Annotated in this window: 13 protein-coding genes; 5 read left to right on the top strand and 8 right to left on the bottom strand. The window is 67.0% G+C overall.

Going from position 1 to position 14,168, the window contains the following annotated elements; genetic code table 11:
* Positions 1 to 17: 17 nt before the first annotated feature.
* On the bottom strand, positions 18 to 1,436 hold the full coding sequence (locus tag ACX12F_RS08840; RefSeq protein WP_459369222.1) for an NCS2 family permease: 1,419 nt from the start codon (positions 1,434 to 1,436) through the stop codon (positions 18 to 20).
* 202 nt (positions 1,437 to 1,638) lie between these two features.
* Here ACX12F_RS08840 and ACX12F_RS08845 point away from each other — a divergent pair, with 202 nt between their 5' ends.
* Positions 1,639 to 2,154, top strand: a complete 516-nt coding sequence (locus ACX12F_RS08845; protein WP_459369223.1) for a DUF3145 domain-containing protein — start codon at positions 1,639 to 1,641, stop codon at positions 2,152 to 2,154.
* Between the two features lie 262 nt (positions 2,155 to 2,416).
* Here ACX12F_RS08845 and ACX12F_RS08850 read toward each other — a convergent pair whose 3' ends face one another.
* The gene (locus tag ACX12F_RS08850) at positions 2,417 to 2,857 is read right to left on the bottom strand and encodes a DUF4262 domain-containing protein (protein WP_459369224.1); all 441 of its coding nucleotides are present in this window, start codon (positions 2,855 to 2,857) and stop codon (positions 2,417 to 2,419) included.
* A gap of 329 nt (positions 2,858 to 3,186) precedes the next feature.
* Between ACX12F_RS08850 and ACX12F_RS08855 the strand changes: the two genes are divergently transcribed.
* Positions 3,187 to 4,386: an IS110 family RNA-guided transposase gene (locus tag ACX12F_RS08855; RefSeq protein ID WP_459369225.1), complete on the top strand. Its 1,200-nt coding sequence runs from the start codon at positions 3,187 to 3,189 to the stop codon at positions 4,384 to 4,386.
* A gap of 26 nt (positions 4,387 to 4,412) precedes the next feature.
* On the opposite strand, the gene ACX12F_RS08860 is transcribed toward ACX12F_RS08855, so the two are convergent.
* From ACX12F_RS08860 to ACX12F_RS08870, 3 genes are read right to left on the bottom strand one after another with little or no spacing between them, the layout of a single operon-like run.
* Positions 4,413 to 5,870 (bottom strand): flavin-containing monooxygenase, encoded by a 1,458-nt coding sequence (locus tag ACX12F_RS08860; RefSeq protein ID WP_459369226.1) that lies wholly within the window; start codon positions 5,868 to 5,870, stop codon positions 4,413 to 4,415.
* Positions 5,870 to 6,784: a patatin-like phospholipase family protein gene (locus tag ACX12F_RS08865; protein ID WP_459369227.1), complete on the bottom strand. Its 915-nt coding sequence runs from the start codon at positions 6,782 to 6,784 to the stop codon at positions 5,870 to 5,872. Before ACX12F_RS08865 ends, ACX12F_RS08860 begins: the two co-directional genes overlap by 1 nt.
* Positions 6,781 to 7,665, bottom strand: coding sequence for an SDR family oxidoreductase (locus ACX12F_RS08870; RefSeq protein WP_459369228.1), 885 nt, complete (start codon positions 7,663 to 7,665; stop codon positions 6,781 to 6,783). The genes ACX12F_RS08865 and ACX12F_RS08870 overlap by 4 nt, the downstream gene beginning before the upstream one ends.
* A gap of 116 nt (positions 7,666 to 7,781) precedes the next feature.
* Between ACX12F_RS08870 and ACX12F_RS08875 the strand changes: the two genes are divergently transcribed.
* Entirely contained in the window at positions 7,782 to 8,420 is a 639-nt protein-coding gene (locus ACX12F_RS08875; RefSeq protein WP_459369229.1) for a TetR/AcrR family transcriptional regulator, read from the top strand.
* Between the two features lie 46 nt (positions 8,421 to 8,466).
* Here the strand turns inward: ACX12F_RS08875 and ACX12F_RS08880 are convergent, their stop codons facing one another.
* Together ACX12F_RS08880 and ACX12F_RS08885 are read right to left on the bottom strand one after the other, a co-directional pair.
* Positions 8,467 to 9,369, bottom strand: a complete 903-nt coding sequence (locus ACX12F_RS08880) for a diacylglycerol kinase (protein WP_459369230.1) — start codon at positions 9,367 to 9,369, stop codon at positions 8,467 to 8,469.
* Entirely contained in the window at positions 9,366 to 10,946 is a 1,581-nt protein-coding gene (locus ACX12F_RS08885; RefSeq protein WP_459370280.1) for an FAD-binding oxidoreductase, read from the bottom strand. Before ACX12F_RS08885 ends, ACX12F_RS08880 begins: the two co-directional genes overlap by 4 nt.
* Before the next feature lie 50 nt (positions 10,947 to 10,996).
* On the opposite strand from ACX12F_RS08885, the gene ACX12F_RS08890 reads away from it, so the two are divergent.
* A complete protein-coding gene (locus ACX12F_RS08890; RefSeq protein ID WP_459369231.1) occupies positions 10,997 to 11,581 on the top strand; it encodes a TetR/AcrR family transcriptional regulator in 585 nt (194 codons plus the stop codon).
* Positions 11,578 to 13,146, top strand: coding sequence for a glycerol-3-phosphate dehydrogenase/oxidase (locus ACX12F_RS08895; RefSeq protein ID WP_459369232.1), 1,569 nt, complete (start codon positions 11,578 to 11,580; stop codon positions 13,144 to 13,146). The genes ACX12F_RS08890 and ACX12F_RS08895 overlap by 4 nt, the downstream gene beginning before the upstream one ends.
* A 66-nt stretch (positions 13,147 to 13,212) precedes the next feature.
* Here ACX12F_RS08895 and ACX12F_RS08900 read toward each other — a convergent pair whose 3' ends face one another.
* On the bottom strand, positions 13,213 to 14,094 hold the full coding sequence (locus ACX12F_RS08900; protein WP_459369233.1) for a LysR family transcriptional regulator: 882 nt from the start codon (positions 14,092 to 14,094) through the stop codon (positions 13,213 to 13,215).
* Between the last annotated feature and the right edge of the window lie 74 nt (positions 14,095 to 14,168).

Raw genomic sequence — 14,168 nt, forward strand, 5'->3', positions numbered from 1 at the left:
CCGACTTAGTGGCCGACTTAGCGGACGACGCCGATCATGCTGTCGATCCAGCCGCGGGCGAAAAACAGCAGGAATCCGACGGCCACCACCCACAGCAGCGGGCTGATCTCTTTGCCGCGGCCCGATGCCGCGCGCAGCACTGCCCAGGCGATGAAGCCGACACCGATCCCGTTGGCGATCGAGTAGGACAGCGGCATGACGGCCACCGTCAGCACGACGGGCAGGGCCACCGAGAAGTCGGAGAAATCGATCTCGCGCAGGACCGAGACCATCAGGGTGCCGACGATCACCAGCGCGGCCGCCGCGACCTCGGTGGGCACGATCTCCGTCAGCGGCGTCAAAAACATTGCGGCCAAGAACAATCCACCGGTCACCAGGCTGGCCAGGCCGGTGCGGGCACCTTCGCCGATGCCGGTGCCCGATTCGATGAACACCGTATTGGACGACGCCGAGACCGCGCCGCCGACCACCGCGCCGGTGCCTTCGATCACCAGGGCGGACTGCAGCCGCGGGAAGTTGCCGTGTTCGTCGGACAGGCCGGCCTGCCGGGATAGGCCGGTCATGGTGCCCATGGCATCGAAGAAGTTGGTGAACAGCAGGGTGAACACCAGCATGAGCGCGGCGATCGTGCCGATTCGCCCGAAGCTGCCGAAGTCGACGTGGCCGATCAGCGACAGGTTGGGCACCGCGAACGGGGAGCCGGACAGCGTTGGAACCGACAGGCTCCAGCCCCCGGGTTTTTGCGTTGCCGAGCCGAGGTGCCAGATGGCTTCAACTGCAGCGGCGACCACAGTTCCGCTGATGAGGCCGATCAGGATGCCGCCGCGCACCTTGCGGGCCACGAGGACGCCCGAGGTCAGCAAGGTGAACACGAAGACCAGGGTGGGGACGGCGCGAACCGAGCCGGTGCCGCCGGCGCCCAGGCCGAGCGGAGGCGACGGATGGCCCGTGGACGCGACGAAGCCGGCGTCGACCAGACCGATGAACATGATGAACAGCCCGATGCCGGCGGTGATGGCCAGTTTGAGCGGCATGGGTACGGCGTCGAAGATCATGCGCCGCAGGCCCGTGACCGCCATCGCGACGATGATGAGGCCTTCGATCACGACCAGCCCCATGGCCTCCGGCCAGGTCAGGACGCCCACGACCGAGCTGGCCAGGAACGAGTTGATGCCCAGCCCGGCGGCGAACGCGAACGGCAAGCGGGCGACGACGCCGAACAGGATGGTCATGGCGCCGGCTGCCAGTGATGTCACCGCGGAGACCTGGCTGAACGCGAGCTTGTGCCCGGCGATATCTGCCGTGCTCGACAGGATGATCGGGTTCAGCACGATGATGTATGCCATCGCGATGAAGGTCACCACGCCGCCGCGCAGTTCAGCGGCCACGGTCGAGCCGCGTGCGGAGATCTCGAAGAACCGGTCCAGGGCAGTCACCGTTAGAAGATAGATGGCCGGCCGGCACTGCGCGCGACCGTTGGGCCGCGCTCGATTCTGAGGCTGCGCTGAGAGATTGCGCGACAGACTAGCGCAACAGGGGTCTCACGCGGCACAATAGACACGCACTAATCAACTGCAACATTTCGGCAACACCAGGTCGTTGGGGAAGACGTCCCTCGTGTAGCTGAAGGAGCAGAAGATGCGTGCGTCGAACCAACTCGCCGACGCGACGACGGGCGTGGTGTATATCCATGCCTCTCCCGCGGCGGTATGCCCGCACGTGGAGTGGGCACTTTCGTCGACTCTGTCGGCGCGGGCGAACCTGAAGTGGACGCCCCAACCCGCCATGCCCGGTCAGTTGCGCGCCATCACCAACTGGATGGGGCCGGTCGGTACCGGAGCTCAGCTTGCCAGCGCCTTGCGCTCGTGGTCGGTGCTGCGCTTCGAGGTGACCGAGGACCCGAGCACCGGCGTCGACGGACACCGCTGGTGCCACACCCCGACTCTGGGCCTGTGGAGCGGGTCGATGAGCGCCAACGGCGACACCATGGTCGGTGAGCAGCGCCTGCGCACCCTCATGGCTTCCGGCGCCGACATGCTCGCCGCCGAACTCGACACGGTGCTCGGCACCGCCTGGGACGAGGCTCTGGAGCCCTACCGCGGTGGCGGCGCCGAGGTCGGCGAGGTCAGCTGGCTGAACCGGGGCGTCGGGTAGCGTCGGGCGGTCCCGCTCGGCCCTTGTTGTCAGTCACACCAGCGACTTGGGCCTCTGCGCCGAGGATGCGCTGGTCTGCCCGTCTTTGGGCGGCAACGGGCTTCGTCAGGCCCGGCGTGTGCCCGCGAGAGCAACCACACGGCGAATCCTGGTCGAATTTCCCGCCGTGCAGTTGCTTTCGGTGCGGTCGCCTCCTGGTTGGCTGTGTCACTCGTGCCCGAAATCCACGAAATGCCGCCGAAGGCTCCTGCTTTGGCCGCTATCAGGCGCAACGGTGGGAGGCCCTGACTCCGAACACCGGCTGACGTGTACGCCCGTGATCGAAGTCGGCATCCCACGGCAGCACCCCGTGGGCGTCGGCCCAGACCAGTTGGCGTGCGGTGTAGCCGTACCCCTGGATGGCGCTGGCCATACCCATGTGGGCTGGGGGACAGTCAACTTCGACGATCTCGACGAAGGGCGGTCCATCCGTCGCCATCTGTGATCCAGGCGCGGGCGCTCCGTCGACAACCGCTCGCTCCGCCATGTGGGTGAGTAGTTGGTCTGCGGAGGCCGGTACCACGCCGGTGACGAGCAACTCGGGCAGCCCGAATCCGTGTAGCCCGATTGTGTAGGCGAACGATCTGAGACCGTCCTCCACGTATTGAATCGCCCAACCGCGGCGATCGATCTTGCCGCGGACGTAGGCAATCCAGTCGGCCATGGTGGCTTCCGGGTGGTCGCATTTCCAGCACATCGGTTGCCTCCCGTCGTCGGTGGTCCCAGAATGCACCTGGGGTACGACATTGATGATGTAAGAGCGTTGATGATGTAAAAGCGTCACCGCGCGCAGGTCGTGACTCCGGGTACGACTGACACCCTGCTGGGTTGTCCATCAATTGATCTGTCCGGCCTGCGTGGTGCGCGTCTTGTTCACGCCGGACAGGACGGACATGACTTAATCAGGAGCCTGGACCGTTCCTCATCAATGTCTTGTCTGCCCGTCCTGGCCGGTGTGCCCACCTAACGCTGGTCAGAAGGGACACCATCATCTTGACAGAATCTGTGCTTATCGTCGCCGGCGCGGACACCCACGCCGACACCATCCACGTCGCCGCGATCACCATGACTGGTGCCGCTGTTGATGATCGGGAGTTCCCGACCACGCGTGCCGGATACGCCGCAGCCATCAAGTTCCTGATCTCGCTGAGCCAGGTGGAGCGGATCGGGGTGGAAGGCACCGCAAGCTACGGCGCCGGATTCACCCGGGCGCTGACCGCCGCTGGCATCGAGGTCGTCGAGGTGACCCGGGCGGTCAAATCCACCCGCCGCCTCAAAGGCAAGTCCGATCCGCTCGATGCCTACAGCGCCGCGCGGACCGCACTGGCCGGCGACGGGTTGGCCAGCCCCAAAGACCAGGCGACCGCCGGGCTGCGCGCCTTGCACATCGCACGCCGCTCGGCCATCAAGCACCGCACCGCAGTGATCAACCAGATCAAAGCCCTGTTGGTATCGGCGCCGGATGAGGTGCGTGAAAAGTACCGTGGCTTAACAACATTGAAGATGATCGAGGCGATCGCCCGCTGCCGTCCCGACACCTTGACCGAGCCGTGGGCGCAGTCGACGCTCACCGCGGCCAAGATGCTCGCCCAACGGGTGCAGTTCCTCGAAACCCAAGCCGAAGCCCTCCAGAACCAGATCGACGCGATCGTCACCGCGGCCAATCCCGGGTTGCGGGCGGCCTACGGTGTCGGTGCGGACACCGCGGCCCAACTGCTCATCACTGCCGGGGCCAACCCGCACCGACTGCACAGCGAGGCCGCATTCACCGCCCTGTGCGGCGCCGCACCAGTGCCCGCATCCTCAGGTAAAACCAACCGGCACCGCCTGTCTCGCGGCGGGGACCGCGCTGCCAACCACGCGTTGCATCGCATCGCCCTGGTACGGATGTCCCACCACCAGCCGACCAAGGACTACGTCCAACGACAGACCGCGAAAGGGCACAGCAAAAAGGAGATCCTGCGCAAGCTCAAACGCGCGATCGCGCGGGAAATGTTCAAGCTGCTGACCCGCCAGATCGACGTGCCCGAGTACACCGACCTGCGCCCGGCACGGCAGGCCAAAAACATCACCGTCACTGCCGCAGCCAACCACTTCGGGGTCTGGCCCACCGTCATCTCCCGCATCGAACGCGGACTACAACGCGACGACACCTTCTCAGAGCAGTACAGAAACTGGCTACACGCCGCTTGACACAAATAGGAGCATCACTGTTTGGGTCAGCGGACCCGGTAGTGCTCGGGCTCGGGCTCGCTCAGCATCTTCGTCAGCGTCCCGCGGTCGAATGGCCACAGGTCGATGGTGCCGCCCTCGCTGAAGTACCAGGAATTGCAGCCGGTGTTCCACACGGTCGGCTCCATGGCTTCGACTGCCGCGGCATTGAATTCGTCGGTGGCCTGCTCGGTGACCTCGACCTCGTCGATCTCGCCGCGCTCGAACCGCTTGAGCCATTTGACGATGTACCGCGCCGTGAGTTCAGCGGTGTACTGCAGTGAGATGGACCCCGTGGGCGAGTTCGGGCCGAGCACGGTGAACAGATTCGGGAAGCCGGGGATCGCGGTCATCCGGTAGGCGCGCGGGCCTTTGACCCAGGCGTCATCGAGGGTGACGCCGTCGCGGCCCACCACCTGCATCGGGCGCATGTAATTGTGCGCCTGAAAGCCGGTGGCCAGCACGGCGATATCGATCCTGTGATGGTCACCCTCCGTGGTGCGGATGCCGGTGGGGGTGAACTCGGCGATGCGATCGGTGACCAATTGGGCGTTCGGAGCCGTGATCGCCTGGTAGTACGTTCCCGACAGCACCTGACGCTTGCACAGCGGCTGGTAATCCGGGGTGAGCTCGGCGCGCAGCTTCGGGTCGCGGATCTGGGCCCGCAGACTAAGCCTGGCGTACTGCTGCACCAGCTTGCGGCGCCACGTCGGCTTGGTCACGATGTCGACCAGGACGCTCGATCCCCAGAGCGGAACACGTTCGGCGACAGCCTGATACAGCTTCGGCATGGCCTGCAGCAGCGCGGTGACGGCGCCCAGTTGCGGCAGCTTCATCGGTGCCCACAGCATCCACTGTGGCGACCGGGCGAAGTGCAGCAGTTTGCCGGCCTTGGGCTGCAGCGCCGAAACCACCTGCACCCCGGTGGATCCGGTGCCGATCACGGCGATGCGCTTGCCCTCGGTCTCGAGTTCGGGGTCCCACCGCGCGGTGTGCACCACGGCGCCCTCGAAGGTGTCCATGCCGGGGATGTCCGGGATGAAGGGGTGGTGCAGCACGCCGGTGGCGCAGATGACGAAATCTGCCGTCAGCGTTTCATCCGCGGTCGTGACCGTCCACGTGTACTGGTCCTGGTCGTAGTGCAACGCTGTGACTTCGGTGTTGAGCCGCAGGTGGGCGTCGAGCCCGAACTGCTCGACGACGTCGCGGTGATACTCCTGAATCTCCTTGCCGCCGGCCCAGATATGGCTCCAGTCGGGCTTGGGTGCGAAGGCGAACTGGTAGATGTGCGACGGTACGTCACACGTCAGTCCGGGGTAGCGGTTCCAGTGCCAGACCCCACCGACGTCCGAACCCTTCTCCAGGATGGTGAAGTTGGTGAACCCGGCTTGTTGGAAGGTGCAGGCCGAGGCGATGCCGGCCACGCCGGCGCCGATGATGACGATGCGCGGATCGCGATTGCTCATCAGGACTCCCAAGCTCGGCGCACCGTGTTCGGTGCGGTGGTCATGGCGGATTCGAAGGCGCCGCGCCGCCGGCTGCGCAGCATGAAGTTGGCACCCAGTCCGGCCAGATCGGCGGCGTCCGGTTGGATCACGACGACCTCGATGCCGCGGGCGCGCGCGGTGGCGATCTCGGCGTCCAACACCGTGGACATCGGGCGGCGCAGGAGCCGGTGTTCGAGGACGCCGCCCAGGCCCGGTGCGCGAACGCCGCTTTCGGAGGCCATCGGGGTGATGACGTAGATCAGATCGGCATCGTCATGGCTGATGAGGTCGACCGACGCAGTGGACGCGGCGCCGCCGTCGACGAACTTGCGATCGCCGATGGTGACCGGCGGCATCCAGCCGGGCACACCCCACGATGCCCGGAGTGCCTCGCCTGCAGTGGCTTTCGGTGCGCCGGGCGCGCCGAAGGCCACCCGCTCGCCGCGCTGGTAGTCGAAGGCCACCATGCGGGCCCCGGGGTGGTCCACCCAACCGGACTGGTTGGCGAATCCAGAGGCCAAGCGCTGCAACCAGTCTGCGTTTGCTCGGCCGGTCGGAGCGATACCGGTGACCGCGGCCAATCCGCTCTGGCTGCGCAACAGTGCGGGGTTCAGCAGCCGGGGTGATGGCAGCGGCGGCAGGCTGGGCGGCGTCGCGTCGATGTGCCGGCTCAGGCGATCGTCGGTGCTGGTGCCGCGGTGCATCGCCACCAGGTCGTCGACGGACGCGCCGCCGCCGAGCATGGTGACGATCTCGGCGCCCGCCGAGGTGCCTTGCAGCACAGTGGCTTCTCGCGGGTCCCAACCCGTCTGCTCCTGCAGCGCGTGCAGGGCCGCGACAATCCACGCACCGCCGATGGTCCCGCCGCAGCCGATGACCAGCGCCCGCTTCACGCCTGCAACTCCGAACCCGACTCCACCGCATGCTCTTTCGACTGCCGCTCGATCCGCTCCAGGTAGGCCGACCGGCCGACGGGATCCATGCCGTTCAGAGCCCGCCGATCGTCGATGATCGACCGCGCCGCACGTTGGACGAATTCCGGAACCAGCGCGTCCACCAGCGCCCAGCCGGGCGCCACCCATTCGGGAACCGAGGCGCGAGCAGCCTTGGTGCGCAACGTCTTCAGCACCGCCTGCGCCACATCTTCGGGATCCACCGTCGGCATGCCGCCGCCGAGTTGGACACCCGAGGAGAGCTCGGTGCGGACCGCTGACGGCAGCACCGCGCACACGGTGACGCCGGTCCCGGCGTACTCGGTCCGCGCCGCCAGGGACGCCCCGACCGCGGCGAACTTGCTGGCGTTGTAGGTGACCATGCCCGGAACCGGAATCATGCCGGCCATCGACGCGACATTCACGACATGGCCGCTGCCGCGGGTGACCATGACGGGGACCACGGCCCGCATGCCGTTGAGGACGCCACGGACGTTGACGTCGAGGATCAGATCGGTCGTGGCCTCGGCTTCGGTCTCGAAGGCGCCGAGCGGCATGACGCCGGCGTTGTTCACGAGGACGTCGACGCGGCCGGACTCCTCGAGCACCTGCGCGACGAACTGGTCCCACGACTCGCGCCGGGTGACGTCGAGTCGCGCGCTGCGACAGCGGGGGATCCTGCGCGCCGTCTGCTCCGCAACGTCGATGTCGACATCGCCGATCCAGACGTCGGCCCCGTGCTGTGAGAAGAGTTCGGCGGTCTTGGCGCCGATACCCCGGGCGCCTCCGGTGACGATAACGGTTGCGCCGTCGAGTGGGATTGAGCGTCGTGCTAGCTGCATCGATAGCCTCGAATCTGCTGGTAGGAGCCTCGCTGTGCTCATTCGAATACCCACGGTATCCGAATCCTCTCGGTAAAGCCAGTACTCCGGGTATCGCAAACCACTAATATCAACGCATGCCGCGATTGACCAGGGTGCAGCGTCAGGAACAGACGCGTGCCGAGATACTCACCGCGGCGAAGGCTCGGTTTCTCGAACACGGGTATGCGTCCACCAGCCTCGAGGACATTGCAGACGACGCCGGCTACAGCAAGGGCGCGGTGTATTCGAACTTCGGCAGCAAGCCGATCCTGTGCCGCGAAGTGCTGGAGGCCATCCACCGCGAGAAGTTCTCCGAGATGTCCGAGCTGGCGATGTCGGATGCCGATGTGCCGAGTCGGGTCGAAGCGGTGAACGCCTGGCTGGAACGGACTGCCGGCGACGTGGGCTGGACGATGCTCGAACTCGAATTCGTGGTGCTGTCGCGCAACGACCCTGAACTGGGGCAGATGATCACTGATCTGCGCAACGAAGCAGCCCAGATGGTCCTCGAGGTATTGCGTTCGCTGTCAGACGATCTGGGGCTTGCCGAAGAACAGTTGGTCGCGCTCGGCGTGATGGACAGCTTGGAAGACATCGGCAACTTGTTTCTCAGCGCCGGCATCGGCCTGGGCATCCAACGAGCCATCGATCCGTCGCTGCCGGCCCGGCCGGTCACCGGTGCCATCACCCGGTTGATGAATCTGCTCGCGCTCCTTGCGGCTACGCAGAACTGAGCGTTGGGGCGGCCCGGCCGCGAACGCCCGGTCGACCAGGCCCCGGCTACGGAACCAGGACCCGCAATGCCCCCGGTACCGCGGACACCGTCACCGGCAGCGGACACATGAATTCGCCGTCGGCATAGGCATTTATGCCGGGGCAGTCGATGGTGATGGACCGCGCGCGCACTGTCTTGACCTCGTCGCGGTTGACGTGGGTGCCTTTGAACACGGTGGGGAACAACCGGATCAACTTCGTCCGGGATGCCGAGGCGGCCATCGTGACGTCCAGCAGTCCGTCGTGCCGATCGGCTCCCGGGCAGATCAGCATGCCGCCGCCGTAGCTCCGGGTGTTGCCGAACGCGGCGAACGTCAGCGGTGTTTGGTCCACCGGCCCGCCGTCGAAACTCATGTGGAAGGGGAGCAGGCGTAACTGTGACAGCTCGGCGAGCATCGCCACGTTGTAGCGCATTCGCCCGCGTGGCCACGTCATCCGATTCGCGCGGTCAGTGACCAGTGAGTCGAAGCCGGCGGCCATCACGGTGCCGAACCACTTGACGGTGCCGTCTGCGGCCTCGATGCGCCCGAGGTCGATGGTCTCGGTGCGTCCCGTGGCTACGATGTCGGCGGCCGCCTCCGGATCGTCCCGCGGAATGCCGAACTCGCGTGCATGGTCGTTCCCGGTACCGGCCGGGATGATCCCGAGTGGCACATCGCTCTGTGCAAGCGCCTGCAGCACAAGGGAAATCATGCCGTCGCCGCCGGCGACCACCACCGCATCGGTGCCGTGGTCCAGCGCTTCGTCGAGCAATCGGCGCGCGTGGGCGGCATCCGATCCGATGAGCTCCACGACGTCGACGCCGCGGCGCTGCAGCCGCACGACAGCCCGTTGGGCGGCCACGGACCCGTGCCCTTGGCCCGACGCCGGGTTGGTCAGCAGGGTGACACGCTGGGGCGTCCGCGTCATGGGATCAGCTTGCCCGGGTTGAGGATTCCGCCCGGATCGAGCACGTTCTTCACGGCGCGCAGAACCTGGACTCCCAGGTCGCCGACCTCGGCCGTCATCCACGGCTTGTGATCGGCGCCGACCGCGTGGTGATGGGTGATGGTGGCACCGCAGCGCACCATCGCCTCGGACGCGGCGGTCTTCGCCGCCCGCCACTGCTCGATGGGGTTGCCACGCTGGCCCGCCACGACGGTGAAGTACAGCGAGGCGCCGGTCGGGTAGACGTGCGAGATGTGGCACATCACCAAAGCCGTTGTGCCACTTTCCTGTAGCGACGTCGTGAGCGCCTCGGTGACGGCTTGCTTCAGCGCCGGCAGGTTGGACCACGTCGTTGCGGTCTCCAGGGTCTCGCACAGGGCGCCGGCTGTCAGGAGCGCGTCACGCAGGTACGGCGCACCGAACCGGCCGTGCTGCCACGCACGCGCCGGGGCCTCGCCAAGCGACGTGCCACCCTGGGCGGCCAGCAGCGCACGTGTTTCGTCATGGCGGCTCTCGGTATGCGCGGCAGAACCTTCGAACAGGGTGATGGCCAGGCAGCCGCCGGTGATGGTCTGTTCGCCGATGCTTTCGGTGGTCGCGAGGTTGATCCCGGTCTCCACCTCATCGGACAGCCGGATGACCGTCGGGCCGGTGCCCGTCTGGACCGCGGCGCGCAAAGCCGCTGCGCCCGTGGCGAAGTCGGGGAAGGACCAGGCCTCGTAGCGGGTGGTCTCGGGCACCGGATGGACGCGGACACGCACCCGGGTGATGACGCCGAACGTGCCCTCGGACCCGACGATCAGCTGACGCAGGTCTGGGCCGGCCGCCGACGCCGGGGCGCGGCCCAGGTCCAGCACACCGGCGGGGGTGACGACGGTCAGGCCGCGCACCATGTCGTCGAAGCGGCTGTAGCCGGCCGAATTCTGACCTGACGACCGCGTGGCCGCGAACCCGCCGATGGTGGCGAACTCGAAGCTCTGTGGGAAGTGGCCGAGGGAAAAGCCTTCGGCGCCAAGAAGTTCTTCAGCCTGCGGGCCGGTGACACCGGCCTCGAGTTCGGCCTCGCCGGACTCCTTGTCGAGGGCGACCAGCCGGTCCAGGCGGCGTAGATCGAGCGATACGACGGCGTTGAAGCCGCCCCGGATAGGGTCCAGTCCGCCGACGACGCTGGTGCCGCCGCCGAAGGGCACGACGGCGATGCGGTGCTCGGTGCAGTACCGGAGCACGTCTGCGATTTCGTCTTCAGAGCCGGGCAACAGGACCGCATCCGGTGCGTCCTGTTCGCCGGTGTCCTTGCGGCGCAACAAGTCCAGTGTCGACTTACCGCCGGCCCGCAGCAGGCGGTCGTGATCGCCGGTGCGGCAGAACTCGTCGCCGACGATGCCGGCAAGTGCGCCGCGGTCGGCGTCGGTCAGGGTGGAGGGGCGCAACGTGACCTGATCGGCCTCGGGTTCGTCGGCCGGGGTGGCGTCGATGCCGAGGGCCGCGGTCAGCAGTCCGCGGATGCCTTCGGACAGCGGCTTGGCTGCAGCGGGGTCACCCCAGGCGTTCCACTTCATCGGCGGTTCCAGGTGGTCACGTGTCGCGCTCATGCGTTACAGTATTACATATGATGTCAATCAGTAACGATGAAGCTCGGGATTCCATGGATGCCCGAATCATCGACGCTGCGGCCGACTGCGTGATCGCCTTCGGGGTCGATCGGGTGACGTTGGCCGAGATCGCGCGCCGGGCCGGGGTCAGCCGGCCGACGGTGTACCGGCGCTGGCCGGACACTCAGGCGATCCTCGCGGCACTGCTGACGACACGAATCACCAACGTGCTGGGCGAAGTCACCGTCGACGGCACCGACCGTGAGGCGATCGTCAAGCGGATGGTCGGCATGGCCGAGCGGCTGCGCGACGACGAGGTCATCATGTCCGTGCTGAGCAGCGCACCTGCGCTGGCGATGGTCTACATCGCCCAGCGGATGGGTACCAGCCAGCAGATTCTGCTGGAAGTGCTCGCCGGTGCGCTGGCAACGGCGCAAGCCGACGGCAGCGTCCGCCCCGGTGATCCCAGGCAACTCGCGGCCATGTGCCTGCTGATCGTGCAGTCGGCCATCCAGTCCGCACAGATGGTTGCGTCGGTCCTCGATGTCACCGCACTGGACATCGAACTCGCTCACTCGCTGAACGGATACCTGAAGGCATGAACACCCCTGATGCGGCCCGCCGCAACATCCCTGATGCGGCCCGCCGCAGTGCTCTGAACGCGGCCCGTCGCGCGGCCGAACTGACGGCCTTGGCCGATGGAGGCACGGTCGACGTCGTCGTCATCGGCGGCGGTATCACCGGGGTGGGCATCGCCTTGGACGCTGCCTGCCGCGGACTGTCGACGGTGCTCGTGGAGAAGCACGACCTGGCTTTCGGGACGAGCCGGTGGAGTTCGAAACTCGTGCACGGCGGGCTGCGCTACCTGGCCACCGGCAACGTCGGTATCGCCCGGCGCAGTGCCATCGAACGCGGCATCCTGATGAGCCGTAATGCCCCGCACCTCGTGCACGCCATGCCGCAGCTGGTGCCGCTGCTACCCGAGATGAACCGGGCCTCAAGGGCTTTAGTGCGCACTGGTTTCATCGCGGGCGACGGCCTGCGCCGACTGGCCGGTACCTCGGCGTCGGTCCTGCCGCGGTCGGGGCGTGTCAGCGCCGCTCGCGCTGCCGAATTGGTGCCCGCCGTCCGTCGTGACGGACTCGACGGTGCGTTGCTCGCTTACGACGGTCAGCTCATCGATGATGCCCGTCTGGTCACGGCGGTGGCGCGGACCGCCGCCCAGCACGGCGCCCGCATTCTGACTCGCGTGGCCGCGTCCGACGCCACCGGCACCTCGGTTCGGCTGACCGACCAGCTCAACGGGGAGTCCTTCGACCTGACGGCTCGTGCGGTGATCAACGCCGCCGGTGTGTGGGCCGGCGAGCTCGACGGCGCGATCAAGCTGCGGCCCAGTCGCGGCACCCACCTCGTATTCGACGCCAAGGCATTCGGGAACCCGACTGCGGCTCTGACGGTTCCGATCCCCGGCGCGCTCAACCGGTTCATCTTCGCCATGCCCGAACAGCTCGGCCGGGTATACCTCGGCCTTACCGACGAGGACGCGCCCGGCCCCATTCCTGATGTGCCGCAACCGACTCCGGCGGAGGTCAAATTCCTGCTGGACACCGTCAACACCGCGTTGGCCACCAGCCTGGGGCCGGATGACGTGTTGGGTTCGTATGCCGGTCTGCGGCCGCTGATCGACACCGGCGAAGGCAGTACCGCCGACGTCTCCCGCGATCACGCGGTCGTCGAATCGGGCAACGGCGTGCTCAGCGTCGTCGGCGGCAAGCTCACCGAATACCGGTACATGGCCGAAGATGTACTGGACCGGGCGGTGGCGCTGCGCGGGCTCGGCGCAGGACAGTGCCGCACCAGGAACCTGCCGCTGGTCGGTGCTCCGGAGAACCCCGTATCGGTCGATCGTGTTGCGGCGCTGCCGGAGTCGTTGGTGGCGCGCTACGGCGCGGAGGCGTCGAACGTGTTCGCCGTCGCCACGTGTTCCCGCCCGACTGAGCCTGTGGCCGACGGAATCGACGTCACGCGAGCCGAATTCGAATACGCCGTCACGCGCGAAGGTGCGCTCACCGCCGACGACATCCTGGATCGTCGCACCCGGATCGGGTTGGTCGCCGCCGACCGCGAGCGCGTCGCTGCCGTGGCTGCGGAATTCGTGGCCGACTGACGCCGGCGCGCGGAGCCTGCTGGCACTTGGTGCTGTGACGAGCTGACTGCCGTGTGCCGCACTCGTTCAATGCGGCTGTGTCAGCAAGAGATCCCGGATCGGCGAGCTGGTGTGGCGCTGCCACATGGCCTGTACCGGTACCAACAGCGGTGGTTGTAGGTCGACGACTGTCACCCGGCCGTCCATCACCGGTCCGACCGGATGCGTCACGAATGCGACGGCGCCCGTCGTCAGCGGGGCCGCTACCGTGGCCGCGCCCTGCACGCGGCTCACCACATAGTCCGGCTCGAAGCCGGCTCTTCGGCAGGTGCCGAGTAGGAGATCGCTGTAGTACGACGCGCCCGGTGGCGCCCAGAGTGCGATCCGTTCGTGAGTCAGGTCGGTGAGGTCGACGGTGTCGCGCCGCGCCAGAGGGTGTGTGCTGAGCACCGCCACGCGGACCGGGTGATAGCCCAGCACCGCGGTCGCGAGATCCCGATCCGGTGCGACGCCGCGGCGCAGCGCAAGCTGGATCGATCCGTCGATCAGCGCGGGGGACAGCTGATCGGGAAACATCTGACGGAAGGTGAAGGAGACGTCGTCGAAGGCGTCGATCACCGGCTCAAGTAGTGCGTACGCCTCGATGCCGCTGAGTGCGGGGGTGTGCCCGACTACGTAGTTCTCCCGCGCCGCGCTGGCTGCCCGCTGCACGTGGTCGGCGACGGTGCGGGCGGCGGCAAGGAGGGTGCGCGCATCGCTGTGTAGCTGTCGGCCGGCTGGTGTCAGCGTGACGCGTCGGCCGTCGCGATCGAAAAGCGTTGCACCCAGCTCCTTTTCGAGCTGGCGGATGGAACTGCTCAGGGCCTGCTGGCTGAGATGCAGCTGATCCGCGGCGCGGGTGAATCCGCCGGCGTCGGCGGCTGCCAGGAAGTGCTGCAGCCGGCGCAGGTCGGGGTATGGCCTGGTCATCGAGGTCCACCTTATCCACAAATGATGCTTGTGAATAGGTAGAAAAGTTGCGTTTCTATTTGTGGTTGGTCGTG

It is taken from the genome of Mycolicibacterium sp. HS_4_1, assembly GCF_054515875.1.

Coding starts and splice junctions, on each gene's coding strand:
- ACX12F_RS08880 (WP_459369230.1), bottom strand. CDS start 9,369: ATGACGCGGACGCCCCAGCGTGTCACCCTGCTGACCAACCCGGCGTCG.
- ACX12F_RS08845 (WP_459369223.1), top strand. CDS start 1,639: ATGCGTGCGTCGAACCAACTCGCCGACGCGACGACGGGCGTGGTGTAT.
- ACX12F_RS08890 (WP_459369231.1), top strand. CDS start 10,997: ATGATGTCAATCAGTAACGATGAAGCTCGGGATTCCATGGATGCCCGA.
- ACX12F_RS08875 (WP_459369229.1), top strand. CDS start 7,782: ATGCCGCGATTGACCAGGGTGCAGCGTCAGGAACAGACGCGTGCCGAG.
- ACX12F_RS08850 (WP_459369224.1), bottom strand. CDS start 2,857: ATGGCCGACTGGATTGCCTACGTCCGCGGCAAGATCGATCGCCGCGGT.
- ACX12F_RS08900 (WP_459369233.1), bottom strand. CDS start 14,094: ATGACCAGGCCATACCCCGACCTGCGCCGGCTGCAGCACTTCCTGGCA.
- ACX12F_RS08870 (WP_459369228.1), bottom strand. CDS start 7,665: ATGCAGCTAGCACGACGCTCAATCCCACTCGACGGCGCAACCGTTATC.
- ACX12F_RS08895 (WP_459369232.1), top strand. CDS start 11,578: ATGAACACCCCTGATGCGGCCCGCCGCAACATCCCTGATGCGGCCCGC.
- ACX12F_RS08860 (WP_459369226.1), bottom strand. CDS start 5,870: ATGAGCAATCGCGATCCGCGCATCGTCATCATCGGCGCCGGCGTGGCC.
- ACX12F_RS08885 (WP_459370280.1), bottom strand. CDS start 10,946: ATGAAGTGGAACGCCTGGGGTGACCCCGCTGCAGCCAAGCCGCTGTCC.